22 protein-coding genes and 3 tRNA genes are annotated in these 26597 nt (G+C 59.2%); 23 read left to right on the top strand and 2 right to left on the bottom strand.

Features of this window, described 5'->3' with window-relative positions; translation table 11 throughout:
- The first annotated feature begins 16 nt into the window (after nt 1-16).
- The 22 genes from HMPREF1628_RS01740 (at nt 17) to HMPREF1628_RS01635 (ending at nt 22537) form a co-directional block, all read left to right on the top strand.
- Nucleotides 17-571 carry an NADH-quinone oxidoreductase subunit B gene (locus HMPREF1628_RS01740; RefSeq protein WP_034507127.1) on the top strand — a complete coding sequence of 185 codons (555 nt, stop codon included), beginning with the start codon at nt 17-19 and terminating at the stop codon, nt 569-571.
- Complete coding sequence (locus HMPREF1628_RS01735; protein WP_034507122.1) at nt 568-1305, top strand: NADH-quinone oxidoreductase subunit C; 738 nt, start codon at nt 568-570, stop codon at nt 1303-1305. Before HMPREF1628_RS01740 ends, HMPREF1628_RS01735 begins: the two co-directional genes overlap by 4 nt.
- The gene (locus HMPREF1628_RS01730; RefSeq protein WP_034507120.1) at nt 1305-2654 is read left to right on the top strand and encodes an NADH-quinone oxidoreductase subunit D; all 1350 of its coding nucleotides are present in this window, start codon (nt 1305-1307) and stop codon (nt 2652-2654) included. The genes HMPREF1628_RS01735 and HMPREF1628_RS01730 overlap by 1 nt, the downstream gene beginning before the upstream one ends.
- Entirely contained in the window at nt 2654-3346 is a 693-nt protein-coding gene (nuoE, locus tag HMPREF1628_RS01725) for an NADH-quinone oxidoreductase subunit NuoE (RefSeq protein ID WP_034507117.1), read from the top strand. Before HMPREF1628_RS01730 ends, nuoE begins: the two co-directional genes overlap by 1 nt.
- Nucleotides 3346-4680, top strand: a complete 1335-nt coding sequence (nuoF, locus tag HMPREF1628_RS01720) for an NADH-quinone oxidoreductase subunit NuoF (RefSeq protein WP_034507115.1) — start codon at nt 3346-3348, stop codon at nt 4678-4680. Before nuoE ends, nuoF begins: the two co-directional genes overlap by 1 nt.
- Nucleotides 4677-7241 (top strand): NADH-quinone oxidoreductase subunit G, encoded by a 2565-nt coding sequence (locus HMPREF1628_RS01715; RefSeq protein WP_034507112.1) that lies wholly within the window; start codon nt 4677-4679, stop codon nt 7239-7241. The genes nuoF and HMPREF1628_RS01715 overlap by 4 nt, the downstream gene beginning before the upstream one ends.
- Nucleotides 7238-8566 (top strand): NADH-quinone oxidoreductase subunit NuoH, encoded by a 1329-nt coding sequence (gene nuoH / locus HMPREF1628_RS01710; RefSeq protein WP_034507110.1) that lies wholly within the window; start codon nt 7238-7240, stop codon nt 8564-8566. The genes HMPREF1628_RS01715 and nuoH overlap by 4 nt, the downstream gene beginning before the upstream one ends.
- Nucleotides 8559-9251, top strand: a complete 693-nt coding sequence (nuoI, locus tag HMPREF1628_RS01705; RefSeq protein ID WP_034507107.1) for an NADH-quinone oxidoreductase subunit NuoI — start codon at nt 8559-8561, stop codon at nt 9249-9251. The genes nuoH and nuoI overlap by 8 nt, the downstream gene beginning before the upstream one ends.
- Nucleotides 9248-10216 (top strand): NADH-quinone oxidoreductase subunit J, encoded by a 969-nt coding sequence (locus HMPREF1628_RS01700; RefSeq protein WP_084703152.1) that lies wholly within the window; start codon nt 9248-9250, stop codon nt 10214-10216. Before nuoI ends, HMPREF1628_RS01700 begins: the two co-directional genes overlap by 4 nt.
- On the top strand, nt 10213-10512 hold the full coding sequence (gene nuoK, locus HMPREF1628_RS01695; RefSeq protein ID WP_034507104.1) for an NADH-quinone oxidoreductase subunit NuoK: 300 nt from the start codon (nt 10213-10215) through the stop codon (nt 10510-10512). The genes HMPREF1628_RS01700 and nuoK overlap by 4 nt, the downstream gene beginning before the upstream one ends.
- Nucleotides 10513-10534: 22 nt before the next feature.
- Nucleotides 10535-12496 carry an NADH-quinone oxidoreductase subunit L gene (nuoL, locus tag HMPREF1628_RS01690; RefSeq protein WP_034507316.1) on the top strand — a complete coding sequence of 654 codons (1962 nt, stop codon included), beginning with the start codon at nt 10535-10537 and terminating at the stop codon, nt 12494-12496.
- Between the two features lie 15 nt (nt 12497-12511).
- Nucleotides 12512-14089, top strand: a complete 1578-nt coding sequence (locus HMPREF1628_RS01685; protein ID WP_052038758.1) for an NADH-quinone oxidoreductase subunit M — start codon at nt 12512-12514, stop codon at nt 14087-14089.
- Nucleotides 14089-15645, top strand: coding sequence for an NADH-quinone oxidoreductase subunit NuoN (gene nuoN, locus HMPREF1628_RS01680; RefSeq protein ID WP_034507100.1), 1557 nt, complete (start codon nt 14089-14091; stop codon nt 15643-15645). Before HMPREF1628_RS01685 ends, nuoN begins: the two co-directional genes overlap by 1 nt.
- The gene (locus HMPREF1628_RS01675) at nt 15642-16649 is read left to right on the top strand and encodes a polyprenyl synthetase family protein (RefSeq protein WP_034507098.1); all 1008 of its coding nucleotides are present in this window, start codon (nt 15642-15644) and stop codon (nt 16647-16649) included. Before nuoN ends, HMPREF1628_RS01675 begins: the two co-directional genes overlap by 4 nt.
- A gap of 159 nt (nt 16650-16808) precedes the next feature.
- Complete coding sequence (locus HMPREF1628_RS01670; protein WP_034507094.1) at nt 16809-18239, top strand: FAD-dependent oxidoreductase; 1431 nt, start codon at nt 16809-16811, stop codon at nt 18237-18239.
- Between the two features lie 148 nt (nt 18240-18387).
- A complete protein-coding gene (gene htpX, locus HMPREF1628_RS01665; RefSeq protein ID WP_034507092.1) occupies nt 18388-19245 on the top strand; it encodes a zinc metalloprotease HtpX in 858 nt (285 codons plus the stop codon).
- A gap of 136 nt (nt 19246-19381) precedes the next feature.
- A tRNA-Tyr gene (locus tag HMPREF1628_RS01660) sits at nt 19382-19463 on the top strand.
- A gap of 81 nt (nt 19464-19544) precedes the next feature.
- Nucleotides 19545-19617: transfer RNA gene (locus HMPREF1628_RS01655), tRNA-Thr, on the top strand.
- Nucleotides 19618-19656: 39 nt separating this feature from the next.
- A tRNA-Met gene (locus HMPREF1628_RS01650) sits at nt 19657-19730 on the top strand.
- 49 nt (nt 19731-19779) lie between these two features.
- The gene (rpmG, locus tag HMPREF1628_RS01645; RefSeq protein ID WP_016444173.1) at nt 19780-19950 is read left to right on the top strand and encodes a 50S ribosomal protein L33; all 171 of its coding nucleotides are present in this window, start codon (nt 19780-19782) and stop codon (nt 19948-19950) included.
- Nucleotides 19951-20055: 105 nt separating this feature from the next.
- On the top strand, nt 20056-21249 hold the full coding sequence (locus HMPREF1628_RS01640; protein ID WP_052038757.1) for an MFS transporter: 1194 nt from the start codon (nt 20056-20058) through the stop codon (nt 21247-21249).
- Between the two features lie 46 nt (nt 21250-21295).
- Nucleotides 21296-22537, top strand: coding sequence for a UDP-N-acetylmuramate dehydrogenase (locus HMPREF1628_RS01635; protein ID WP_232219349.1), 1242 nt, complete (start codon nt 21296-21298; stop codon nt 22535-22537).
- 7 nt (nt 22538-22544) lie between these two features.
- On the opposite strand, the gene HMPREF1628_RS08570 is transcribed toward HMPREF1628_RS01635, so the two are convergent.
- Both HMPREF1628_RS08570 and HMPREF1628_RS01625 read right to left on the bottom strand, forming a co-directional pair.
- Nucleotides 22545-24167: an alpha/beta fold hydrolase gene (locus HMPREF1628_RS08570; protein ID WP_052038756.1), complete on the bottom strand. Its 1623-nt coding sequence runs from the start codon at nt 24165-24167 to the stop codon at nt 22545-22547.
- A gap of 9 nt (nt 24168-24176) precedes the next feature.
- Nucleotides 24177-25241, bottom strand: a complete 1065-nt coding sequence (locus HMPREF1628_RS01625) for an adenosine deaminase (protein ID WP_034507087.1) — start codon at nt 25239-25241, stop codon at nt 24177-24179.
- A 57-nt stretch (nt 25242-25298) separates the two neighbouring features.
- Here HMPREF1628_RS01625 and HMPREF1628_RS01620 point away from each other — a divergent pair.
- Nucleotides 25299-26597, top strand: a 1299-nt coding sequence (locus tag HMPREF1628_RS01620) for a phosphotransferase (RefSeq protein WP_156956819.1), incomplete at its 3' end; no start/stop codon positions are given.

Here is a 26597-nt window from a genome sequence, read left to right as displayed (position 1 = left end):
TAGGAGGGAGTAGTAAATGGGTATCGAAGATAGTCTTCCCGCAGGCGTTGGCCTAGCCTCCATTGAGGCGGTTCTAGATCTTGCCCGTAAGCACTCTCAGTGGCCTGTAACAATGGGTCTGGCATGCTGCTCCATTGAGATGATGGCTGCGGGCACGCCGCGTTTCGACATGGCTCGTTTTGGTTTGGAAGTGTTCCGCGCATCGCCGCGCCACGCTGACCTCATGATCGTGTCCGGCCGTTTGTCGCACAAGATGGCTCCGATCGTTCGCCGCGTTTATGACTCGATGCCAGAACCTAAGTGGGTTATTTCGATGGGCGCGTGCGCCTCCACGGGCGGCATGTTCAACAACTACGCGGTTGTGCAGGGCTGTGACCACGTTGTTCCGGTTGATGTTTATTTGCCGGGATGCCCGCCGCGTCCAGAGGCTTTGATCAACGCGATCATGGTGCTGCGTGAGCAGATCGGTAAGGAGCCGGTTGGTGCTCACCGCATTGAGGTTGCGCGTAAGGCGGAAGAAGCTGCTCTTGCAGCTACCCCAACTCATCTGATGAAGGGACTGCTTGCATGAGCGACAACTCCCCATCCTCGAAGAAGTTCGGCGAGGTAGCCGAGCAGGCCAGCCCAACTCGCGGCGGAGCGGCTCCCGAGGTCGTTGACGTCCGTCACGGCCAGTGGGGCGTTCGCGGTTCTGGCGATACCACCGGTTTTGGTGGTCTCACGCGCACGGTTGATCTTCCCGGTGAATCGGCTCGCCCTTACGGCGGTTGGTTTGACTCTGTTGTGGATATTCTTGAAGAACTCATCAAGGATGCCGGCATTGAGGTCAAAGATGTCATCGAGCGCGTGGTTGTAGACCGCGATGAGCTTACGATCTTTGTGCCTCGCGAGCACATTCTGCAGATTTGCCGTTGGTTGCGTGATGATCAGGATCTGCGCTTTGAACTCTGCCTGGGCGTTTCCGGCGTGCACTACCCGCACGCGGTGGGCCGCGAACTGCACGCTGTCTACCACCTCCTCTCGGTGACGCACAACCGCATGCTCCGCCTGGAGGTAACCGCTCCGGATTCGGATCCGAAGATCCCGTCCGTCGTTTCGATCTACCCGGGTAATGACTGGCATGAGCGCGAAACGTGGGATTTGTTCGGCATCGTATTCACCGGTCACCCCGGCCTTACTCGTACCGCTCTACCCGATGACTGGGTAGGCCACCCCCAGCGCAAGGACTATCCGCTGGGTGGTATTCCGGTCGAATACAAGGGAGCTACAGTTCCGCCGCCAGACACTCGGAGGTCGTACAACTAATGAATAACGAAAAACCGGTATTTTACGCAACGCCCGGTGGACTCGATATCGACGATATTCCTGAGGTTCTAGCAAGCGGCGGCGACTGGGAAGATGTTCTTTCAGAGATCGAGCGTCTTTCTAACGAGCGCATCGTTGTTAACCTCGGTCCGATTCACCCGTCCACGCACGGCGTGCTACGCGTGATCCTCGAGATCGATGGTGAGACTGTGCGCGAGTCCCGTCTGAACACGGGCTACTTGCACACGGGCATTGAGAAAAACATGGAGTACCGCACGTGGACGCAGGGCGTAACGTTCTGTACGCGTATGGACTACGTGGCTCCGCTGTTTAACGAGGCTGTTTACGTGCAGGCCGTGGAGAAGCTACTCGGTATTACCGACGAGGTTCCGCAGCGCGCTAACTGGATCCGCATTCTGCTGATGGAGCTGAACCGTATTGGCTCGCACCTGGTCGCAATCGGCTCCGGTGGTAACGAGCTGGGCGCAACCACGATGATGACGATCGCCTTTAGAGGCCGTGAGAACGTGCTCCGTATTTTTGAGCGCATCACGGGTCTGCGCATGAACCACGCGTTTATGCGTCCGGGCGGTGTGGCTCAGGATCTGCCGTCGGGCACCACGGATTACATTCGCGAGCTCCTTCCTAACTTGCGCAATGACATTGGGGAGTTGCAGGACCTCACGCAGGAAAACCCGATCTTCAAGCTTCGTCACATTGATGTGGGCTACATGTCGCTCGCTTCGATGATGGCGCTTGGCATGACCGGTCCGTGCTTGCGTGCTGCTGGCCTCCCGCTCGATTTGCGTAAGACACAGCCGTACTTCGGTTACGACCAGCTTGAGTTTGACGTTCCGGTTCGAGACAAGTCTGACGCGTACAACCGCGTGCAGGTGCGTTTCGACGAGTGCTACCAGTCGCTGCGAATCATTAACCAGGTTCTCGACAAGCTTGATGAGTGCGAGGGTGACCCAGTTATGGTGCAGGATCCGGCAATCAAGTGGCCGGCACAAATGTCGATTGGTTCGGATGGTCAGGGTAACTCGCTGGCGCACATTCGCGAGATCATGGGTGAGTCCATGGAGTCTCTCATTCACCACTTCAAGCTTGTAACCGAGGGCTTCAAGGTTCCGGCCGGCCAGGCGTATGGAATGGTGGAACACGCTAAGGGCGTTATTGGCGCTCACGTTGTTTCGGACGGCGGTACGCGCCCGTACCGCGCGCACTTCCGCGACCCGTCGTTCTCTAACTTGCAGTCGTTTGCGATGATGACTGAGGGCGGTCAGCTTGCTGACGTCGTCGTGTCTCTCGCTTCGATTGACCCGGTACTGGGAGGTGTTGATCGCTGATGTACAGCGACGAAGTTTTGGAGCGCCTGCGTGCTGATGCCGCTGCGATTATGGCGCGCTACCCGAAGGGCCACGAGCGTTCGGCACTTTTGCCCATGCTGCACTTGGTGCAGTCGGTGGACGGCTACATTTCTGCTGATGGCGTGACTTTTTGTGCACAGACTCTGGGGATTACTCGCCCGGAGGTTTCCGCTGTTGCCACGTTCTACACGCAGTACAAGCGCCACCCCAACGGTGAATACAACGTGGGGGTTTGCACGAACGCCCTGTGCGCTGTGATGGGCGGGGACCAGATCTGGGAGGCCGTTTCCGGTCATCTCGGGGTGGGCCACGACGAAACCACGGCGGATGGCAAGATCACGCTGGAGCGCCTTGAGTGCAACGCGGCTTGTGACTACGCGCCCGTAGTGATGGTCAACTGGGAGTTTTTCGACAACCAGACGCCGGAATCAACGATCGCCCTCGTGGATGATATTGAGGCCGGGCGCCCGATCAAGTCCACGCGAGGTCCGGAGCAGGTGCCCACGTTCAAGGAAATCTCTAGGCTTCTAGCCGGTTTTGAAGATGGCCTCGTGGATGAGGGCCCGTCTGCTGGACCGGCGTCGCTACGCGGTCTGGAGATCGCGAAAGAGAAGGGCTGGGTGGCTCCTGAAGCTACCGGCACGGCCCCGCAGGTTGAGGAGGGCAACTGATGAGTGAAGTAACGTTCTCCAAGCCGGGCATCCTCACGCCGATCGTTTCGCGCGGTTGGGACGAGGAACGTTCATGGACGCTTGAGTCGTACCGCTCGCGCGGTGGCTACAAGGGCCTTGAGCGCGCCCTAACGATGGATCCGGCTGACATTACGAATGCGGTGAAGACGGCTGGTCTTCGCGGCCGTGGTGGTGCTGGCTTCCCCACGGGGCTTAAGTGGTCGTTCCTGCCTCCTGACGATGGCGGCCCCCGCTACCTCGTTGTGAATGCGGATGAGTCCGAGCCGGGAACCTGTAAGGATATTCCGCTACTGATGGCCAACCCGCACGTTTTGATTGAGGGCATGGCAATCACGTCTCGAGCGATTCGCTGTGAGCACGCGTTTATCTACCTGCGTGGCGAGGTCGCCCACGTTTACCGTCGCCTTCTCGCCGCGGTGCGTGAGGCCGAAGAGGCCGGCATTATCGGCCAGGGACGCGGACCCGCAGGGGATTTCAACCTCCGCATCACGGTGCACGCCGGTGCGGGCGCTTACATTTGTGGTGAGGAAACCGCGCTCCTTGATTCCCTCGAGGGCCGCCGCGGTCACCCGCGCCTAAAGCCTCCGTTCCCCGCGGTTGAGGGCCTTTACGCCCGCCCCACCGTTGTGAATAACGTTGAGTCGATCTCGTCCGTGGCTGGTATTTTCCAGCACGAGGACGGTTGGTTCAACACGATGGGTACCGAGAAGTCGGCCGGCCACGGCCTCTTCTCCGTGTCTGGTCATGTGAATAATCCGGGCCAGTTCGAAGCTCCCCTCGGTATCACGATGCGTGAGCTGATCGAGATGGCCGGCGGTATTCGCGACGGTCACAAGCTGAAGTTCTGGACGCCCGGTGGTTCCTCCACGCCGATCTTTACCGAGAAGGAACTGGACGTTCCGCTCGACTACGAGTCGGTGGGAGCGGCGGGCTCAATGCTTGCAACCCGCGCCCTCCAAGTGTTTGACGAAACCACTTCAGTGGTTCGCGTCGTCACTCGTTGGACTGAGTTCTACCAGCACGAATCGTGCGGTAAGTGCACGCCGTGCCGCGAGGGCACCTACTGGATGAAACAGATCCTGCTGCGCCTCGAAGAGGGTAGGGGACTTCCCGGTGACGTGGACAAGCTTTTGGAGATTTCCGGAAATATTGCGGGCCGCTCGTTCTGCGCCCTCGGTGATGCTTCGGCAGCTCCCGTCCAGTCTGGTATCGCGCATTTCCGCGAAGAGTTCGAAGCCGGCCTCACAACGCCTGCGCGCGAACTATTCCCGTATGAAGCGTCCGCCCACTTTGCTAAAGGAGGTGCCCGATGAGTGAGGAGTTGGTAACTCTCACTATCGACGACACTGAGGTGTCCGTCCCGAAGGGTACGCTTATCATCCGCGCTGCCGAGCAGGTCGGTATCCGCATTCCGCGTTTTTGTGATCATCCGCTTTTGGCTCCAGCTGGCGCGTGCCGCCAGTGTCTGGTTGAGGTAGCGGCGCCGGACCGTACCGGTGAGGTGCGTCCGTTCCCGAAGCCACAGGCCTCGTGCACGATGACGGTCATGCCCGGCATGGTGGTAAAGACGCAGCGCACGTCCGAGGTAGCCGAGAAGGCCCAGAAGGGTGTGATGGAGTTCCTCCTGATCAACCACCCGCTGGACTGCCCGATCTGTGACAAGGGCGGCGAATGCCCGCTACAGAATCAGGCGATGTCTGAGGGCCGTGAAGTTTCGCGTTTCGATGATGCCAAGCGCACGTTCGTGAAGCCCATCAAGCTCTCCACTCAGATCGCGCTTGACCGTGAGCGTTGCATCCTGTGTCAGCGTTGCACGCGTTTTTCGAAGCAGATTGCGGGCGATGCTTTCATTGACCTGCAGGGTCGCGGCGGCGGCACCGCTCCAACCGAGGACCACCAGTTCATGGGGGAGCAGGTTGGACGCTTTGACACTGCCGTTCTCGGCTTCCATAGCGATGCTTCGAACATCAATAGTGACGAAGGATTTGCTGGCCCGTTCGGCAACCCCGGCTACGAGTCCGGCCTCAACGCCGGCCCGGTTGGTGCCGCGGAAGCCGACACGTCCGGACGCCCATTCGCCTCCTACTTCTCGGGTAACACCATTCAGATCTGCCCGGTGGGTGCGCTCACGTCCACCTCGTACCGTTTTAGGGGACGCCCGTTCGACCTCGTATCGACGCCGTCCGTCTCTGCGCACGACGCCTCTGGCGCCGCAACGCGTATCGACATTCGCCGCGGCGAGGTTGTTCGCGTTCTGGCGGGTGAGGACGCTGACGTCAATGAAGAGTGGATCACCGACAAGGATCGCTTCGCATTCACCTGGAGCACCGGCGAGGATCGCCTGACTGCTCCGCTGGTTCGCGAGGACGGCAAGCTTGTTCCCACCTCTTGGGCGGATGCGCTTGACCGCGCGGCTCGTGGCTTGAAGGAAGCCCGCGAAGCTGGCAAGACGGTACTGTTGCCAGGTGGCCGCCTCACGGTTGAAGATGGCTACGCGTGGTCTAAGTTTGCGCGTGTCGTCATGAACACCAACCAGGTTGATGGCCGCGTACGCGCCACCTCGCTTGAGGAAACGAAGTTCCTCGGTACTCGCGTTGCCGGCACCGGCCTGGGCGTGACCTACAAGGAACTTGAGAAGGCGGGCCGCGTTCTCATCGTTGGCCTCGAGGCCGAAGATGAAGCCGGAAACGTTTTCTTGCGTTTGCGCAAGGGCGCACTGGCCGGCTCCGTTAAGGTTTCCGTGGTTGCTCCGATGACCACCCCTTCCACTCGCAAGATGAATGCCGATCTGCTTCGAGCAGCTCCCGGCACTGAACCCGAGGTGCTCGACGCAGTAAGCGGCGACCTCGCAACTGAACTTGCGAATGGTGTGATCGTTGTTGGCGAACGCGCTGTGGAGATTCCCGGCCTTTACACCGCCGTTGCCCGCCTCGCGGACCGCACGGGTGCACGCATCGCGTGGATCCCGCGCCGCGCCGGCGAACGAGGTGGCCTTGAAGTTGGCTTGAACCCGAACCTGCTTCCATTTGGCCGCTCCGCCGCGGATGCCGATGCTCGCATCGACATGGAAGCCGTATGGGGCGCCAAACTTCCGTCGGATCCCACCAAGTGCACGGTAGACATTCTGGCCGAAGCCGCAACCGATCCTCGTTCGGCGATGATCCTCGGCGGCGTTGACTCGCGCGACGTAACCGATCCGGAGAACCTGAAATCCGCTATCGAAAAGTCCGGATTCGTGGTTGCTTTGGAAGTTCGCCGCACGGATCTGACCGAAATGGCAGACGTTGTTTTCCCCGTTGCTCCGGTGACCGAAAAGAACGGCACATTCATCAACTGGGAAGGCCGCCTGCGCCCCTTCGGCCAGGCTCTTGCAACCCGCGCGCTAACCGACCGCGAAGTGCTACACCGCCTCGCAGGCCTCATGGGCGTGAACCTCGGCGTTGAAACCTTGAAGGACACGCACGCCGAAATCAACGAGCTCATGGAGTGGGATGGCTCGCGCATCGACAGCCCGGCGATTTCGCCCGCCCCCGTGCAGGCGCCCGGCGCTGGCAATGCCGTCCTCGCCACTCACAAGCTCATGCTCGACGAAGGCCGGATGCAGGACTTCGCTCCAGAGCTGGCCGGCACTGCCCGCCGATCCGTTGCCCGCATGAACGTTGCAACCATGCAGACAATCGGCGTAGCCGAAGGCGATCTCGTAAGCGTTTCTACGTCACGAGGCACGATCACCCTTCCGGTTGCTGTGACTGACCTACCCGAGGACGTTGTGTGGCTGCCCGAATGCTCGGCAGGCTCACACGTTCATGAAACTCTCGGCGCCAAAAATGGTTCCGTTGTATCCATCGCAGCCAATACGGAGGTGAACCGGTGAGTACTCTTGCGCTAACTCTTACGCCGTTTGCTCCACCGACAACCGCGCCGGCTGACTTCAGCGAAGAGACCTGGTGGCTGAGCCTACTTAAGGCCCTGTTCATCGTGCTATTCCTGATCATGTCAGTGATCATGGCGCTCTGGGTTGAACGACGTGGTCTTGGTCGTATGCAAACGCGTCCCGGCCCGAATGTTGCAGGCCCGCTCGGCTTGTTCCAAGCATTCGCGGACGCCGTGAAGCTCCTGTTCAAGGAGGACATTTGGACGGATAAGGCAGAGAAGTTCATCTACTTCGTTGCTCCCGCTATTTCCGCGTTCTCCGCATTCATGGTGCTAGCGGTCATCCCCATGGGCCCGAACGTGAACATGTTCGGCCGCTCCACGCCTCTGCAGATGGCTGACACCCCAATCGCGATCCTCTACATCCTCGCGATCGCGTCGATCGGTCTTTACGGCACGGTCCTAGGCGGTTGGTCAACGCGTTCCACCCTGCCGCTCCTCGGCTCGGTCCGCGCTGCCGCGCAGGTCATCTCCTACGAACTTGCGATGGGCCTCTCGCTTGTGTCCGTGTTCCTCGTGGTCGGCTCCATGTCGACCTCAGAAATCGTTGCGGCACAGCACAGCGTTTGGTGGGCATTTGCCCTCTTGCCCGCGTTCATCGTCTACTTCATCTCGATGGTGGGCGAAGTAAACCGCCTCCCGTTTGACCTTCCGGAAGCAGAAGGTGAACTCGTTGCCGGTCACATGACCGAATACTCGTCGATGAAGTTCGGCTGGTACTACCTGTCCGAATACATCAACATGTTCAACGTGTCCGCCGTTGCAACCACGGTGTTCCTCGGCGGCTGGCATGCGCCGTTTGGGCTGTCTTACGTTCCATTTATCGACTTCAACTCCGGCTGGTGGGGCTTCCTGTGGTTCAACCTGAAGATGTGGCTCTTCTTCTTCAGCATGGTCTGGATCCGCGGTACGCTCCTGCGTTTCCGCTACGACCAGTTCATGAAGCTCGGCTGGAAGATCCTGATCCCAACCTCCCTTGTCTGGCTGGTTCTTGTCGCAACGCTGCAGGGCGTGCGCATGTGGGTAACGGATTCGCTTCTCGCAATCACGGGCGGAATCGTAGCGGTGTTCCTCGTTGTCATGATCATCCTGTGGCTGTTTGATCGCCCCGAGCCTGAAGTCAAGGCGGACGAGGAGTTCGACCCGTTCGCGGGCGGCTACCCTGTACCGCCGCTACCGGGCCAGCAGCTACCCCCGTCCCCACGGGCGGGTTTGGTGCCGGCCGCCACCGCCGCAACTGATCAGAAGGAAGTGCGCGATGAGTAAAGACAAGAACGAAGAGATGCTCTACGAGCACGATCCGAAGGGCTTCTGGGGCAACTTGTTCGCCCCGGTGGCAGGTTTTGGCGTAACCATCTCATCGATGTTCCGCCCGGTAGTTACGGAGCAGTACCCGTTTGAGGGTCCCTTCGTGCAGCCGCGCTTTCACGGCCGCCACCAGCTGAACCGCTACGCGGACGGCCTCGAAAAGTGCATTGGCTGCGAGCTTTGCGCATGGGCATGCCCAGCGGACGCGATCCTTGTTGAGGCCGCCAATAACACTCCCGACGCCCAGTACGCTCCGGGTGAGCGCTTCGGCCGCGTCTACCAGGTCAACTACCTGCGTTGCATTTTCTGTGGATTGTGCATCGAGGCGTGCCCCACGCGCGCCCTCACGATGGGTAATGATTTCGAACTTGCCGACTACCACCGCCGCGACCTGATCTTCGAGAAGGATCAGATCCTCGCGCCGATGGAAGAAGGCATGCTTGCCGCTCCGCACCCGATGGTGGAGGGGCTCTCCGATGGTGACTACTACCGCGGCGCCGTAACCGGCCCAACCAAGGCGCAGGTTGAATGGGTGCGTGAACACCGCCCAGACGATCCGACGCTGGAGACCGCTGCGAAGGCCGCAGAAAAGAACGAAATGGCTCTCGCTAGCTTAGAAACCGAAGGAGGCGAGAGTAAGTGAACCCGACCCCAATTGATGCAGTAACCACGATCGGCACCGGTGAGACAGTCCTCTTCTGGATCACCGCCGCAATCATGGTTCTCGGCGCCCTGGGTGTCCTCTTCTTCAAGAAGGCGGCCTACGCGGCGTTGTCGATGGTGCTGGTCATGCTTGGCCTCTCCGTCCTCTACTTCGCGCAGGGAGCGCCCTTCATGGGTGTTGTTCAGGTCGTGGTCTACACGGGCGCGATCATGATGCTGTTCCTGTTCGTCCTCATGATGATCGGCCTGCAGGCAACGGATAACTACCAGAACCAAAGCCGAGGGAACATTGTCCTCGCCGTGATTGGCGCCGGCGCCATGGCGTTTGTCCTCTCCGCAGTGGTTTGGAAGGCAAATCTCCCGGCGGTCAAGGAGTTTGGGGTTGATCCCTACTCGAACGCTCCGATTGAGAACCTGGCACTCGCCCTGTTCTCCAACTACTGGTTCTCGATGGAACTCGCCGGTGCGCTACTGATCACCGCAGCCGTTGGCGCGGTCCTCCTAACGCATGGCGACCGCCTCTCCCCGAAGCGCACGCAAAAGCAGGTAGTTGACGCGAAGATGTCCGCTTACGCAGAAACCGGCCGCCACATCGGCCAGTACACTGCGCCCGGTGTGTTCGCTCGATCCACCGCATTTGACGTCGGTGCTATTTCTGGTGAGACCCACAAGCCGGTTGAAGAATCGATCCCGCGCGTTGTGCGCGTGCGCGGTCTTGACCGCTCGCTCGGTTCGCTCGATCCGGAACTCGCGCGTTCGCTCGGAGAGCAAGCCCTGGGCAAGCAGCCGGAGCACCCGTACCACGGCGTCGCCGCCACCCAGAGCGTGGCCCGCGCCCGCACGTGGGGCATGGCCGGCGAGGAAGCCCCGGACGGTCTCCTCCAGTACGAGGCCCGCCCCGAAATCGAAGCCGGCGAGCCCGAAGTTAAGGAGGATGAGCAGTGAGCATCTCGTACTACATCATCTTGGCAATGATCCTCTTCTCGATCGGCGCCGCAGTGGTAATGGTTCGCCGCTCCGCAGTGATCTCACTGATGGGGGTTGAGCTGATGCTGAACTCCGCGAACCTCACCCTCATCACTTTTGCCCGCATTTACGGTGATTTCACCGGCCAGGTGATGGCGTTCTTCGTCATGATCGTTGCCGCCGCCGAGGTCGTGGTTGGCCTCGCAATCATCGTGTCCATCTTCCGATCTCGTCGCACCACCTCGGTCGATGAGGTCAACCTACTGAAGCACTGAGGGAGGAAAGGTGAATTACTCCATGCTTCTTCCCCAGGCACCCGTCGAGGCCGCAGCGGTCTCCGGCGTAGCATCACTGGGCTGGTTGATGATCGCGATCCCACTCGCGGTTTCTATCCTTCTGCTCCTACTGGGGCGCGTGTCTGATCGGTGGGGCCACTGGCTTGCCGTCCTCGCATCCTGGTCCTCGTTCGGTATCGGCCTGGCCATCATCATTCAGATGCTCGGCGTGGCCCCCTCCGAACGCTCGATGGAGATGAACCTGTTCGAGTGGATCCCAGCTGGCGACTTCACGGTAAACTTCGGGCTCCTCATGGACCCGCTGTCAATGACGTTCGTCATGCTGGTCACGTTCGTTGGCTCGCTCATCCATGTGTACTCGATTGCCTACATGGAACATGACAAGGACCGCCGCAGGTTCTTTGCCTACCTGAACTTCTTTATCGCGGCCATGCTGATCCTCGTGCTCGGCAACTCTTACGCGATCCTGTTCGTCGGTTGGGAAGGCGTTGGTCTGGCCTCCTACCTGCTGATCGGCTTCTGGAACTACGTTCCCGAATATGCCACGGCGGCTAAGAAGGCATTCGTCATGAACCGTGTTGGCGACATGGGTCTGCTGGCGGCCATGATGGTCATGTTTGCCCAGTTCAGCTCGGTGGACTTCCGTACGGTATCGGCGGAGGTAACTGGCGCATCGCAGGGCGCGGCCACTCTGATCGGCCTGTTCCTGCTTCTTGCCGCAACCGGTAAGTCCGCACAGTTCCCGTTGCAAGCCTGGTTGGGCGACGCCATGGCCGGCCCCACGCCGGTCTCCGCCCTCATCCACGCGGCAACGATGGTTACCGCTGGCGTCTACCTGATCGTGCGCTCCGGCGCCGTCTACGTCCAAGCGCCGATCGCCGCAACCGTAGTGGCAATCGTGGGTGCAATCACCCTCCTCTTCGGAGCCATCGTCGGTACCGCGAAGGATGACATCAAGAAGGTGCTTGCAGCATCCACGATGTCGCAAATCGGGTACATGATGCTCGGTGCAGGTCTGGGCCCAATCGGTTGGGCGTTTGCGATCTTCCACCTGTTCACCCACGGCTTCTTCAAGGCGCTCATGTTCCTTGGCGCCGGTTCGGTGATGCATGCGATGGACAACCAGGTGAACATGCGTAACTTCGGTGCCCTGAAGGGCGCAATGAATATCACGTGGATCACCTTCATGATGGGTTGGCTCGCAATCCTTGGCGTACCGCCGTTCTCCGGCTTCTGGTCAAAGGATCCGATTATCGAGGCAGCTTTCGCAGCCAGTAACTTCGGCAACATTGAGGCTTCCTGGCCCGGCTGGGTCTTCGGCACGGTTGCCCTCGTTGGCGCAGGAATCACCGCGTTCTACATGTCTCGCCTGTTCTTCATGACGTTCCACGGCAAGGCCCGCTGGACTAAGACGATGGCGGGGGAACCCATCCAGCCGCACGAGTCATCGCCGTTAATGACGGTTCCGATGATTATTCTCGCGGTTGGCGCAGTGTTCCTCGGCGGTCTCCTCACGATCAACTCGACGTTCGTTACTTGGCTTGAGCCGGTCACTGGAGAGACCGTGCACGCAGAGCCGGTACTACCGGTTATTGCAATTCAGGTTCTCGTACTCCTCGTCGTGATTATCGGCGCGCTGTACGCCTGGAAGAAGTACGGACGCGACGAGGTTTCACAGGCTGTGCCCGCAGCTGGAGCCCTCGTTCACGCGGCCCGCAACGACCTGTACCAGGATCAACTCAACGAAGGTCTGTTCATGGTTCCCGGCCAGGCGCTCATGCGTGGCGTGACCGCGGCAGATCACTCCTTCGTAGACGGCATCGTCCGTGGCCTCGCAAAATTTGCGGCTGGCACCGGACGGGCCGTATCGAAGGCACAAACCGGCTATGTCCGCTCATACGCGGCGTACGTGTCAGGTGGCGTTCTACTAGCTCTAGTCGTCATTTTGGCAACGCGGATTTAAGAGCGGAGGAAACTGATGGAAATGCAAGTTATCTCGGCAGCTTCAATCCCGTGGCTGTCCATTATGATCGCCCTACCAATGATCGCGGGCATCTTGGTGGTAACCGTGGCGCCGTTGCGCGTTATCGGTCGCCCCATCGCCCTCGTGGTGTCGATCGTCGAGCTGGCTCTTGGCGTTGCGGCTGCGGCCGCCCTCGACTGGTCTGCTGCTAATGCTTACCAGCTCGCTGAAACAAAGAACTGGATTCCAGCGATCGGTGTTAGTTGGGGTCTTGGTGTTAACCAGCTCGCGATGGCGATGATCATACTCGCGGTTGCGCTCGTACCTATCGTCCTCATCGCCGGTTGGCGCGAGGACGCGGGCAAGCGCGACGGGGCTCGCCAGTCCAGCATGTACATGGCTCTGATCCTCATTCTTGAGGGATTCATGGTGCTGATCTTTGCGGCCCGCGACGTGGTTCTGTTCTACATTGCTTTCGAGGCGATGCTGATTCCGCTGTACTTCATGATTGGCCGTTTCGGTGGCAAGAACGCTCGCGCAGCAGCATTGAAGTTCTTGCTCTACTCGCTGTTTGGTGGCCTGATCATGCTTGCCGGTGTTATCGGCCTGTGGGTGGTTTCCGATCACGGTCCAAACGCGTTCCTCATGGAAAATCTTTCCGGAACGCCGATGGCGTCGAACGTAGAGATGTGGATCTTCATATCGTTCTTTATCGCATTTGCGATTAAGGCCCCGATGGTTCCAGTTCACACGTGGCTACCCGATACAGCTGCGGCTGCTCGGCCTGGCACGTCCGTTCTGCTGGTCGGTGTCCTCGACAAGATCGGCACCTACGGAATGATCGCCCTGGCCCTGCCGCTCTTCCCGAATGCTTCGAGCGCGGCCGCTCCGGTCATCATTGTTCTCGCTGTCATTTCGATTCTGTACGGCGGCCTGGCAGCCATTGGGCAAAAAGACCTTATGCGACTCGTTTCGTTCACGTCCGTGTCGCACTTCGGTTTCATGGTCCTTGGTATTTACATCGGCTCGCACGTGGCTCTTGTGGGCGCCATGTTCTACATGGTTGCGCACGGCGTCTCGATCGCGGCGATGTTCCTGATCTCCGGCTTCCTCACCGAGCGTGGAGGAACGCGAGAGATCGCGGCCTACCGTGGCATGCAGCGCGTAACCCCGGTCATTGCGGGCACCTGGCTAGTTGCCGGCCTCGCATCGGTTGCGCTTCCGGGCTTGTCAGGCTTCGTGCCCGAGTTCATGGTGCTTCTTGGCACGTGGAAGATTAACCCGCTGGCCGCCATCTTCGCGGTGCTGGGTGTAGTTCTAGCGGCTCTCTACCTGTTGATCCCATACCAGGCGATCTTCACGGGGCCGCCAACAAATGCAGAGAAGTTCACCGACATGAACATGCGCGAGAAGGGCGTAATCGCCCCGCTTATCGTGGCAATGGTTGTTCTCGGTATTTGGTCTGCTCCTCTGGTAAGTGCGCTCAACCCGGTTGCTGACGGTGCTATTGAGCACCTGCAGCCGCGCATTGAGCTCGTTAACAGCGCCGGAGCATCCACTCTGCTCGATGGCACGGAAGGGAGCAACAACTAATGGATCTTGTAACTCAAGCCCCGCAGATCGCCTGGGTCTCATTTGCCCCAATTCTGATCGTTCTCGGAGCCGCTGTAATCGGCGTCCTTGTTGAAGCGTTTGTGCCGCACAAGGCCCGCCGCGGTACGCAGGTTCTGCTTTCGATCATTGCGGTAGTGGTCTCGTTCGTCGCCATCGTGGCGCGCTGGACCGAGATCGCACAGACTCCTCTAGCACACGGGGAGTACATCGAAGATACGCTAACGCTCGCAACCCAGGCGTTGCTTTTGGTTGTAGCGTTCCTAGCGCTCCTCGTAATCGCGGATCGTTCTGAGCTCGGTGATGGAGCATTTGCTGCCCAGCCTTCGGATCGCCCCGGTTCGTCGGATGAAGACCTCTCGATCGCGAAGGGCTACCAGCGTACTGAAATCTTCCCACTAGTGCTGTTCTCTCTTGGCGGCATGATGGTGTTCCCCGCGGCAAACACGCTGATCGCACTGTTTGTTGCCCTCGAAGTGCTCTCCCTACCCCTGTACATTCTGGTGGCAACGGCTCGCCGTCGTCGCCAGCTGTCACAGGAGGCTGCGCTGAAGTACTTCCTTCTCGGCGCATTCGCATCCGCGTTTGTCCTGATGGGTGGCGCGCTCCTGTACGGCTTCTCTGGTTCGGTGGTCCTGAGCGAAATCTCGGTCAAGGTTCCGATGATCCCGGGCATGGACTGGATGCTCATCGTTGGTGTGTTCATGGTTATGGTCGGCCTTCTGTTTAAGGTTGGTGCCGCACCTTTCCACGCGTGGACGCCAGATGTCTACCAGGGTGCTCCAACGCCGATTACTGGTTTCATGGCGGCAGCCGTTAAGGTTGCGGCTTTTGCGACGATGGTTCGTATTTACCTGACCATCGGTGTCCGCCTCGAATGGGATCTGATTTGGATCCTCGCAGCGGTTGCAGCGCTCACCATCGCGATCGGTACGTTCGTTGGTCTGGTTCAGACCGACATTAAACGACTACTCGCGTACTCATCGATCGCTCACGCCGGCTTCGTTCTCATTGGAGTTCTGGCGGCCACCTCGCGTAGCGCGGGTTCGGTCCTGTTCTACCTGCTGGGTTACGGCATCGCCACGGTTGGTGCGTTCGGCGTGGTTGCACTGGTGCGTCAAGCTGATGAGAACGCGAACATTACGGGTGAGGCTACCGAGATCTCCCGCTGGGCTGGTCTTGGCCGCAAGTCGCCGTTCGTGGCTGGCGCCATGCTGATCTTCCTACTCTCGTTTGCGGGTATCCCGCTAACGTCCGGATTCATCGGCAAGTTCGTAGTGTTTGCAGATGGTATCTCCGCTGGCTATACCGGCCTTGTAATCCTGGCTCTCGTAGCTTCGGCAATCACGGCGTTCTACTACTTCCGTCTGGTGGTTCTCATGTTCTTCACCGAACCTAGTGAAAACACCGTGGTTGTGAAGTCGGAAGGCTACACGTTCATTGCAGTTGTTGTCGCCGCTGTGGCAACGATCCTGCTGGGCGTGTTCCCGCAGCCGATTCTTGATGCGTTGGCAAATGTGGTTGTATTGCTACCGTGACGGATTCGAAGTTTTCGCTTGAAGCTCTAGAAGAGCAGGTGTCATCCGACCTCTCCCGAGTTGAGCAGTTGCTCACTGATTCGGTGAAGGGGTCGGATGACCTTATCCACGAGCTCCTCTCTCACCTTGCTAAAGCTGGTGGGAAGCGGTTGCGCCCTGCACTTACTCTCATTTGTGCGCATTTGGGTAGTGAAGGCCAGCCTGCTTCTGATCAGATCGTGGCAGCTGCAACCGCGGTTGAGCTGACCCACCTGGCAACGCTTTACCATGACGATGTAATGGACGCGGCACCACAGCGTAGGGGCGTGACTGCAACTCAACTACAGTGGGGCAACAACCGAGCTATCTTGGCCGGAGACGTATTGTTTTCGCGGGCTTCGCTTTTGGTGTCGAAGCTGGGTCAGAGGATCATTGAGTATCACGCACAGACTTTTGAGCGCCTCTGCATGGGCCAGCTTCACGAGACGTTTGGTCCGGGAGACGCGGATCCGGTCGACTTCTACATTCAAGTATTGGCAGATAAGACCGGTTCTTTGATCGCCGCATCCGCTGTGTTTGGCGGTTGGTTATCAGATGCGGACGATGCGCTGGTGGATGCGGTGTGCGTCTTCGGTGAGCGGGTTGGCGTGGCGTTCCAGATTGCTGACGACGTGATTGATTTTGCCTCTGATGAAGCACTGACGGGGAAGAGCGCCGGAACTGATTTGGTTGAGGGCGTTGCCACGATGCCGGTGCTCCTTTTGCGTAGGCGCGCGGAGGCCGGTCTCCTGGATGAAGATGGCAAGAAACTCTTGGCTGACATCGACGGTGGTGACCTCACTGATGATGACCTCCTTGCCTCTGTTGTAGAGCGTTTGAAGCATCACGAGGTGTTGGACGAGACGAGGGCAAAAGCCCGCGAATGGGCCGATCTAGCTTTGGAGGCACTCGAGCCCATCCCGGATTCGCCGGTGAAGGAAGCTTTGGTTCAGTTTGCCAACGCGGCGGTTGACCGCATGGCTTAATCAAGCTGAACTTGTAAAACGCCCCTTTCAAAAGGGGCGTTTTTGATCGGTACAATAGCGCAGGGCGGCGCAGGAGTGAGAGAAGTCCTGTAGAAATAAGGCCCCGCATTTTCGTAAACTATAGGTTGCATTATTAATCCGTAGGATCGAGGGAAGTAAGTGAGCTCTACGCGTCCACTAAATGTTGCTGTTATTGGAGCCGGCCCGGCGGGTATATACGCGGCCGACATTTTGTCTAAGTCCGGTTTGGACGTGGCAATTGATCTGTTCGAGCAGCTTCCCGCACCCTACGGCCTTGTTCGTTACGGTGTGGCGCCAGATCACCCGCGCATTAAGCAGATCATTGTGGCGCTGTACAAGATTTTGCAGCGCGGCGATATTCGCCTGCTCGGTAATGTGCACGTGGGCAAGGACATCACTGTTGAAGATCTTAACGAGCACTATGATGCCGTGATTTTCGCAACGGGTTCGGATCGCGATAAGCCGTTTAACATTCCGGGCGCGGATCTGCCGCAGGTGTATGGCGCGGCGGATTTTGTGTACTGGTATGACTCGCATCCGGATTACCCGCGTGAATGGCCGCTGGAGGCCAAGGAGATTGCGGTCATTGGCGCAGGTAATGTGGCGTTGGATGTGGCGCGCGTCCTCGCGAAACACGCGGATGACATGCTGACCACCGAGATCGCGCAGAACGTGTACGAGGGCCTGGCTAAGAATCCGGTGACGGACGTGCATGTGTTTGGTAGGCGAGGCCCGGCGCAGATGAAGTTCACGCCGCTAGAGCTTCGCGAACTGGGGAAGCAGCCAGACGTGGATGTAATCGTTTACGAGGAAGACTTCGATTTTGACGAGGGCTCTCAGGAGGCCATCCGCGCGTCTAATCAGACGAAGCAGGTTGTGAAGACGCTGACGAACTATGCGATGGAGGATGAGCACACGGCCAGCCGTCGCATTCACATCCACATGTTCCATTCGCCTAGTGAGATTGTGGCGGATGAGCAAGGTAACGTAGCGGCAATCCGTACGGAGCGCACGAAGCTTAATGGTGACGGTTCGGTAAGCGGTACGGGAGAGTTCGTGGAAACGCCGGTGCAGGCGGTTTACCGCGCGATTGGCTACTTCTCCAGCCCGATTGAAGGCGTGCCGTTTGATGATAAGTACGGCGTGATTCCTAACGTTTCTGGGCGCGTGGTTGACGAGGCGGGTGAGTCTGTCACGGGTCTTTACACTACCGGTTGGGTGAAGCGCGGTCCGGTGGGTCTGATTGGCTCAACAAAATCGGACGCACAAGAGACGATTGCGATGCTGGTGGAGGACGCCGAGGCGGGTAAGCTCCATGCGACTTCGGCAGCCGTTGGGCATGACGCGATGATTGAGCTACTTAAGGAGCGCGGTGTGCGTTACACCGAGTGGCACGGTTGGGAGCTTCTGGATGAGTATGAGCAAAGGCTTGGTGCAGACTTCGGCGAGGTCGTTGGTGGCCGCGGTGGCCGTGAACGCGTGAAGGTGGTTTCGCGCGAGGCTATGATTCGTATCTCGCTGGGGCAGGATCTTGGGGACACGGATCTGATTGGTCGGCCGGGCGAATAAAGTTTTCAACCCAGTTTAAGCCCGTGGGGTGGTGATTAAAGTCGCGACTCCACGGGCTTATTTAATGGGTTATTCGGCGGTTTTTTAGCAATCTTTAAGTATTCACATTTAGGGTAAGTCCTAGGATTTGGCATCTTTGAGGTTGAGTATGAGTAAAAACGGTTTGAAAACGGCTGGCTTATTGACGGCTATGTGGGCGCTGGTGGTGCTTATTGGCTGGGTTATTTCTCGCGGCACTGGCAATAGTTCCTGGTTGTTCGTTTCGATTGTGCTTGGGTTTGGTATGAACCTGTACACGTATTGGAATTCGGACAAGCTGGCGCTACGGTCGATGGGGGCTCAGCCGGTGACGCCGCAGGAGGCCCCGCAGCTGTACGCGATGGTAGAGGAGCTCTCTGCACGTGCAGGTCAGCCGCAGCCTCGCTTATATATTGCACCAACGAGCACTCCGAATGCGTTTGCAACGGGCCGAAACCCGCAGAACGCCGCGGTTTGTTGCACTAGCGGCATTATGCAGATATTGGATGATAGGGAGCTTAGGGCGGTGCTTGGGCACGAGCTTAGCCACGTGTATAACCGCGATATTTTGACGTCAACGATAGCTGCTGGCATGGCGCAAATAATAACGTCGATCGCTCAGTTCGCGTTTTTCTTCGGCGGCGGTCGAAATAACGAGGGCAGCAATCCGATAGCGGGTTTATTGATGATTCTGTTGGCTCCGTTTGCAGCCACGATGCTGCAGATGGGGGTGTCGAGGACGCGCGAGTTTGACGCCGACCATGATGGTGCTGAGTTATCGGGGGATCCGTTGGCGCTTGCTTCAGCGCTTCGCAAGTTAGAGCGGGGCAATACAATGTCGCCGCTACAGCCTTCTCCGTCGCGTGAAACTACCGCTGCGATGATGATCGCTAACCCGTTTAGGGGAGCGGGTATGCGCAGTTTGTTCTCCACGCATCCGCCTATGGAAAAGCGCATTGAGCGTCTTGAGCGGATGGCTGGATATTAGGTTTTCGAGGCACGGTTGGCGCGCGTGTAGGACATGCGTCACTAACCGCGGTTTTATGCCTGAATGAATTGGCGTTTTGCAGTTGAGGTTTGATAGTCTTCATTGGCGTCGCCAAGCTGTGAATGTTTGAGACGATGGCGGAGTGCCCGAGCGGCCAAAGGGAGCTGACTGTAAATCAGCCGCGTTATGCTTCGGGGGTTCAAATCCCTCCTCCGCCACAAGCCGAAAGGCTGTGTGACGATTAACTCGGTTCTGCGGGTTGCCCCCGCGGCTTATATTCGAGTAAAGTTGCACGCGTTGCCCCGATAGCTCAGTCGGCAGAGCATCTCCATGGTAAGGAGAAGGTCAAGGGTTCGATTCCCTTTCGGGGCTCTGTTTGTGGGCACAGGCAGTGTTTACAAACCCCCAAGCGGCGGGGTAGCTCAGTTGGTGAGAGCGCACGACTCATAATCGTGAGGTCGCGGGTTCGAGCCCCGCCCCCGCTACCGGCTCATCCTCAATGAGGAAACGCCGAGCAGATTGAAAGGAAAAGGGATGGCTAGCAAGGCTTCTGACGTTCGCCCTAAGATTACTCTGGCCTGCTCGGAGTGCAAGGAGCGCAACTACATTACGAAGAAGAACCGTCGTAACACGCCGGATCGTCTCGAGCTTATGAAGTATTGCCCGCGTTGCCGCTCATCTAAGCTGCACCGCGAAACTCGCTAAGTTCGGGTTTGAGAGCCCCCAGTGTTATGGGGGCTCTTTTGTTTTGCGCAAACTCGTGTTTGCGCTTTGCGGGCCTGTACTATCAGGTTAGAAGAGGGGGATGCAGTGGATATTCCTAGGCCGGATTCAGTTGTGTACACGCGCGCGTCGTATGCGACGGCGATAACGTTCTTTTTTTCTGGATTCACCCTCGCTTCATTTCTTTCGCGTATCCCGTCTATTCGGGATGCTTTTTCGTTGGATCCGGCAATGCTAGGCAACGTCCTCCTGATTGGCTCGTTGGGTTCGGTTCTCGCACTTCCATCTACGGGACCAATCGCGGGTCGTTTCGGCCCGCGAGTGACGGCGTGGGCGGGCTTTTTACTGTGGTCTGTGGGAATGTTGGCGGTGATCGTAACTCTCGATCAAGGCAATATTTTGCTTCTCGCTATTTCTCTGTTCGTAGCAAATGTCGGCACTTCCGTGGCAAATACGACCATGAATATTTTGGCCGGTTACGTTGAGGCGCTCTCGCGTAGGAGAGTTATGCCGTGGTATCACGCTGCCTACTCGATTGGTACGGTAACTGCTGCATTATCGGGTGTGCTGATGACGTACTTGCATGTGGGAGTAGAAGCCCACCTGCTCGGCGTAATTGTTGCAACCATCGTCCTCATGTTTTTAACGGGGCTGATGTATGTGCCGCAGTGGATTGTGGCAGCAATATCAACGGACGAGTCGGGTGCGTCAAACGCGAAGCGCACAAAGGCTGCGTGGCGTGAGAAGCGCACGATTTTGATCGGCGTGATGGTTATCGGAACGGGCTTGACAGAGGGCGCGGCAAACGACTGGATTCCTCTGGCGGTTGTTGATGGTTTCGATGTTTCGCACGCGATGGGTACTGCAGCGCTTGCCTTCTTCTTGGCGGTGTTGACAGCAGCTAGGCTTTTAACGCCGCGCATGCAACGGCGGTGGAGCCCGCGCCCGATGCTTCAGGTGTTCCTCGCGATTGCGGTAGTGGGATTGATCCTGTTTGCACTATCGCCGTGGCCGTGGCTGGCTGTGGCGGGTATTGCGGGCTGGGCTATCGGTGCTTCGCTGGGGTTCCCCACGGCGGCCTCGGCGCTTTCAACGGATCCGAAGATGACGGCCGCCCGCATTTCGGTGCTGGCCACCATTGGTTATGGCGCGTTCTTGGTTGGCCCGCCGGTGATTGGTCATATTGCACAGTGGGTGGGCTACCGTAATGCGCTGGGTTTTGTTGCGCTTCCGGTGCTGTTGTCTTTGTACTTGGCCCGTTATATTGATGAGGAGGCGTAGGCACTGCCGGTTTGGCTCTGCTTGCGCCATCGACTAGTGAACGGGCGTGAGAGAGGTCGATATGGATACGTGTAGCTTTTTCCCACGGACTGAGAATCCGAGTCCGGTGACGCCGGTGCAGTCGAATCGTCAGTATGACGAGGGTTCGAAGCGCCTGGCTGATTGGACCACGCTGGGCGTGGGCGGTGAAGCGGAAAGCTTTGTTGTTGCGCGTAGTGAGGATGAGATTGTTGAGGCGGTGCGTGCCGCAGATGAGGCAGGCAAGCTGGTATTGATGCTGGGCGGCGGTTCGAATCTGCTGGTGGCGGATGAGCCGTTTGCAGGTGTTGTGGTGCGCGATGGCCGCTCGGGCTACACGCTGGTGCATGACACGGGCTGTGGCGGCGCTGTGGTTCGTGTGGATGCGGGCATGGCGTGGGATGAGTTCGTGGCCGCCGCGGTGCAGAATGATTGGTCGGGCTTGGAGGCTCTGTCTGGCATTCCGGGAACTGTGGGTGCATCGCCGGTGCAGAATGTGGGGGCTTACGGCAAAGAGGTTGCGGATACGATCTCGGCGATCCGTGTTTATGACCGGCTGGAGAAGCGCCGGAAGACGCTAGTGTTAACTGATTTAGAGTTTGGTTACCGCACGTCGGTGCTCAAGCGTTCAACGTATGATTCGTCGCTGTCGCAGGGGCGTTTGTGGGGGCCAACGGGCCGCTGGATTGTGTTGTGGGTGGAGTTCCAGTTCACGCACGCCTCGCTGTCTTTGCCGATTGACTATGGCCAGTTGGCGCAGGCCCTTGGCGTGCAGGTTGGTGATCGCGCGGATCAGCGGGATGTGCGTGAGGCGGTGTTGGAGCTACGTCGGGGCAAGTCGATGGTGCTTGATGACGCGAATCGCAATACGTGGTCCACGGGCTCTTTCTTCACAAATCCGATCATTTCGAAAGACGCGGCTAAACAACTGCCGCAGGAGGCTCCGGTGTTCCCGGTCCGCAAGGTTGCGGCTGCAGGTAGCGTGCCTGATGCGGACAGCGTTGAGGAGGGCGTGGTCAAGGTTTCGGCTGCCTGGTTGATTAATCATTCGGGTTTTGACCGCGGGTTTAAGTTGGATCCAGCTTCGGGGGCGGCGTTGTCCTCGGACCATGTCCTAGCAATCTCGAATACGGGGTCGGCTTCCCTTCAGGACGTGGCGCGCCTTGCTGAGGCGGTGCGCGATGGAGTGTGGAAGAAGTGGCAGATCGAGCTGGTTCCCGAACCTGTTTGCGTGGGCTGGGATTTGCCGCCGCTCGCGGCCAACGCTTAAACAGCGCTTACACGCGTGGCTTGTGACGTTCCAATTCAGCTACGAGCACTCGCACGGATTCGGGTGCCGTGAGCAGGTTGTTGTGACCGTAGATGTTGGCAGTGACTACGCGCGCGCCAGGTAGCCACGAGCCGGTGGGGACTTGCTGGTCCCATCGGGCTTGGATTGAGGTTATGCGCGGATTCACGCGAATGTCTTCGTACTGCGTTCGCAGGCTGAGAGCATCGGTGCGCATGTCAGCAACCCGTAGCAGTTTGGGGGCGTAGTTAGCCAGGGGAGATCCCGCGTAAGGCGTGCCCAGTGTGACCATGGCGCGGATGCGCCAGCCCTGCGGGCCGGTCATGACGGTTTTGCCGATGAGCCCGCCCTTGGAGTGTGCGAACAGCACAACGTCCTGCAGGTTTTCATCGACGAGGTATTTTTCTAACCTACGGGCAAAGAGGGTAATGGGCCCGTTTAGGTGATCGAGGGCGGGCACGAAGTGTACGTCCCATCCGGCGCCGCGCAGGGCGTGACCGGCAACGTGCAGGTGCTCGCTGGTTTCGATGATGCCGGGAATGCCGATGCAAACTGGAGCTCCCTCTAGTCGCAAAGCTTCGGCGGATTGCCCGGCAAGTCGGCTGCGAATCAGGGCGGCGCGCACCGCCTGCACGCCGGAGCGAGCGTAATCGGTGAGGGCGATCGGCACGGCTGCCCACAGCGGCGGAGAGGCTACCGAGTGTTCACGCAGCTGCTCCCATACTCCGCTTTCTTTTTCAACCGTGCGCGAGGGGCTGGCTGCGGCTTCGGTAAGCTGTTTGACCTGCTCCTGCCCGGCCGCAGTTTGTCCTTTGGTCAGGCTTTCTACAGGCGGCTCTTGAGATAGGGTGATGAGGGCGCGGGCCACCTCGTCGGCGTGCGCAACGATAACGGAGTGCGCGCCGTCCTCGACTTCAAAAATTAGTGCGTCCACGCCGGTGCTGCTGACAGCGGCGAGGCGCAAGTCTTCAAGCCAAGCGCGCGGTGCCACAGCGTCGTGCTGGCCGCGCATGAGGTATGTGCGAGCGCAGGCGTCGGCCAGGCGCAGACCGATGGGATAGGCAACCATTTGCGGCAGGGTTTCCATGAACCAGGGGAGGCCGGAGCGCAGGTACGCGCCTACCGCGAATCGGCTCACTTCGAAGGGTTCGAAGATAGAGGACTGCATGAAGCGCAGTCCCACTTGGGTGAATGTGCGCTCTAGGGCGTTGACGGGCGGGCCGATGAGGAGGATGCGGTTGATCCACTCGGGATCACGCGCCGCCATTTCGGTAACTACTTGCGCGCCCATCGAGTGGCCCAGCATGACGGGATTTTTTACGTCTTCGAAGCGCATGATTTTGTGTGCGGCGGCGGCAAATCCGGCGATGGACAGTGGGTGGGGTGGGCGCGTGGTGTCACCGAAGCCGGGCAGGTCAAGCGTGATCACATCGCCATGCTCAACCAGTAGCTGTGCTAACGGAACGAAGTATTCGGATGAGACGCCGATGCCGTGAACGAGGACGAACGTGGGAGCGCCCTCGTCAACGAAGTCGCGCCGAAAGCGGTGTACTCGCATGAGGATCCCGTCGCCAATGGAAACGAGGGAGTTCGTGACGGTGTAGTCGCTCATTGCTTCCCTTCAGTGTTGAAACGCGTCGCCCGTGCATTCGTCTGGCGTAGCGGCGTCGTCTGGCCCGTGTAGCCACTGGTCGATCTCCCCCTTCCAGTGTGCCTTGTTGGTGGGTGAGGCCAGGGATACCTCGATTGAAGAACGCGCGAGGGATGCCAGTTCAAAATCAGAGAATCCCGCGGCTCGGGCGAACTTGTATTGGTCTAGCAGTCGAGAGCGAAATAGCAGCGGATCGTCGGCCCCAAGGGCAATGGTGGCGCCCGCGTCAAACATGGTGCGCAGGGGCACTTCGTCAAGGTTTTGGAACACCCCGAGCGATACGTTGGAGGTGGGGCACACTTCGAACGCAATGTTTTCGTCGACGAGGCGGGCGAGTAGTTCAGGATCTTCGTAGGCGCGCACGCCGTGGCCAAGCCGCTGGGGCTTAAGGTGGGTGACTACGTCGCGCACGTGCGCGGGCCCGAGTAGCTCGCCCGCGTGGGGCACGCCTTTTAGGCCGCCGCGACGCGCGATGCGGAAAGCGGCGGAGAACTGGGAGGTGTCTCCCGCGGTTTCATCGTTGGATAGGCCGAAGGCAACCACTTCGCCGGGTTGGTCGCCGGCGTATTGGACGGCGAGGCGTGCAAGGATACGCGCGTCGAGGGGGTGGCGGATGCGTGAGGCCGCAACGATTACGCCGATGTCCACCCCGGTCTCGCGGCTGGCGATTTTGGCTTCGTCCAAGACTATTTCGAGGGCGGGGGTGAGGCCGCCAACCCACGGGGCATAGGAGGTGGGGTCCACCTGAATTTCGAGGCGGCGCGAGCCCTCGGCGGCGTCATCCTCGGCGGCCTCGCGGACAATGCGGCGCATGACTTCTTCGGTGCGCACGAGCGCTCTGGCGGAGTCGTAGGAGCGTTGGAATCTGAACCATCCGCGTGCGTTTGCGGGCACGCGCATGGGGTCGTTTTCGAGGAGGTGGTGGGGCAGGCGGATCCGCATTTGCTGCGCTAGCTGAACCATAGTTGCGGGCCGCATCGCACCGGTGAAGTGCAGGTGCAGGTGGGCTTTGGGAAGGGCAGCTAGGTCTTTCATGCCTAAAGTCTTCCACGAAACACAGCTAATTAACCACCTGTGTGATGGGATTGGATTGTGATTTCGCATCGGAGATTGCTGGAGTTCATGGCCGGCGAGGGCGCGCGGGAGTTGATTGGCGCGGCTTTGCGTTCGGCGCCCCCGTTGCCACCTGGGCAGGTCTTGCATGGTTTGCGTTATTTGAGCGATTACGAAGTCGCTTCGTGGCAGGTGGTTTCAACCCATGCGCGGCCCAATGCGGGTGCCTCCATCGTGTTCGAGGTGCATTTGGCAAGTGCTGGGCAGGCGATGGTGGTTTGGACGGTGGCCTCAACGGAGCGGGTACGCCACGGATCTGCTGCGTCGTTGCGGGTGGACCCGAAAATCCTCGGCGCGGATCCAGAGCTCGCGCCGGTGCAGGTTAGTGTGTGGACGCTACCGCGGGATCCGGAGTTACCGGGCCTGGTTTGGGCGAGCGATCCGGCGAAGGTGCGCGCGTTTACTGACATCGCTGATCCACATTTGAAGAGGGTGGTTTACCGCCCGACCCGCAGGGCGATGGTGCGCGTGAGCGATGGGGCCCAGCCGCGCGCGTGGGCAAAGGTGTTGCGGCCGGGTTTGGAACAGCCCCTGTTGCAGGCAATTTCTACTTTGGAGGGTTCTGACTTTCCGTTTGCACCCGTGCTCGGCACTCCTAGTGAGGGCGTGATTGTGCAGGCGCACGGGCAGGGGGCGCCGCTTGCGAATCTGATTTCGCAAAAGCCGTTGCAGGCGGCGCGCATGTTCGGTCAGATAAAAGAGGTTTTGGACGCGCTTCCACCGGCGGTGGCGGATTTGCCGCGCCAGAAGTCGTGGACGGATAGGCGGCGCCACCATGCGAAGGCGATTGGGCAGTCAATAGCAGATTTGGAGGCACCCGCCGCGCGTTTAGTGGAGCAAATCGATTCGATGTTGACTCCCACCCCGCAGTTGGTGCCCGCGCACGGTGATTTTTTCGAGGCGAACCTGTTGACTGCAGACGGACGCATTTCCACGGTGTTGGATTTAGATTCGCTGGGGCCGGGAACGCGCGCGGACGATTATGCGTGCCTGTTGGCGCACGTGTCGGTGTTGCCCTTCCTATCTCCAAGCTCGTGGGTGTATGCGTCTGCAACCGAGCCGTGGCGGGCTCGCTTAGACCAGTTCTTGCCCGGCAGACGGTGCCGCTCCTATCCCGAGTCAGAAACTGTGCTTGAAGCGTGGCGCATCAGCGCACAGCGAGAGGTTCCAGCTACCGACCTGTACGCCCGGTGCGCGGCGGTCACGCTGTCGCTTGCAGCTTCGGCCTCGCTACGTTTTGGCGAGGCCGAGGCACGAGCACGCTTCAAGAGAGCGCAA

The sequence above is a fragment of the Actinomyces sp. S4-C9 genome (assembly GCF_000758775.1).
GTDB lineage: Bacteria > Actinomycetota > Actinomycetes > Actinomycetales > Actinomycetaceae > Gleimia > Gleimia europaea.
This window is presented reverse-complemented; position numbering and strand designations above follow the sequence as displayed.

Excerpts from the sequence above, each read along its gene's own strand:
- HMPREF1628_RS01740 (WP_034507127.1), top strand. The coding sequence starts at position 17 with ATGGGTATCGAAGATAGTCTTCCCGCAGGCGTTGGCCTAGCCTCCATT.
- HMPREF1628_RS01735 (WP_034507122.1), top strand. The coding sequence starts at position 568 with ATGAGCGACAACTCCCCATCCTCGAAGAAGTTCGGCGAGGTAGCCGAG.
- HMPREF1628_RS01730 (WP_034507120.1), top strand. The coding sequence starts at position 1,305 with ATGAATAACGAAAAACCGGTATTTTACGCAACGCCCGGTGGACTCGAT.
- nuoE (WP_034507117.1), top strand. The coding sequence starts at position 2,654 with ATGTACAGCGACGAAGTTTTGGAGCGCCTGCGTGCTGATGCCGCTGCG.
- nuoF (WP_034507115.1), top strand. The coding sequence starts at position 3,346 with ATGAGTGAAGTAACGTTCTCCAAGCCGGGCATCCTCACGCCGATCGTT.
- HMPREF1628_RS01715 (WP_034507112.1), top strand. The coding sequence starts at position 4,677 with ATGAGTGAGGAGTTGGTAACTCTCACTATCGACGACACTGAGGTGTCC.
- nuoI (WP_034507107.1), top strand. The coding sequence starts at position 8,559 with ATGAGTAAAGACAAGAACGAAGAGATGCTCTACGAGCACGATCCGAAG.
- nuoL (WP_034507316.1), top strand. The coding sequence starts at position 10,535 with ATGCTTCTTCCCCAGGCACCCGTCGAGGCCGCAGCGGTCTCCGGCGTA.
- HMPREF1628_RS01685 (WP_052038758.1), top strand. The coding sequence starts at position 12,512 with ATGGAAATGCAAGTTATCTCGGCAGCTTCAATCCCGTGGCTGTCCATT.
- nuoN (WP_034507100.1), top strand. The coding sequence starts at position 14,089 with ATGGATCTTGTAACTCAAGCCCCGCAGATCGCCTGGGTCTCATTTGCC.
- htpX (WP_034507092.1), top strand. The coding sequence starts at position 18,388 with ATGAGTAAAAACGGTTTGAAAACGGCTGGCTTATTGACGGCTATGTGG.
- rpmG (WP_016444173.1), top strand. The coding sequence starts at position 19,780 with ATGGCTAGCAAGGCTTCTGACGTTCGCCCTAAGATTACTCTGGCCTGC.
- HMPREF1628_RS08570 (WP_052038756.1), bottom strand. The coding sequence starts at position 24,167 with ATGAGCGACTACACCGTCACGAACTCCCTCGTTTCCATTGGCGACGGG.
- HMPREF1628_RS01625 (WP_034507087.1), bottom strand. The coding sequence starts at position 25,241 with ATGAAAGACCTAGCTGCCCTTCCCAAAGCCCACCTGCACCTGCACTTC.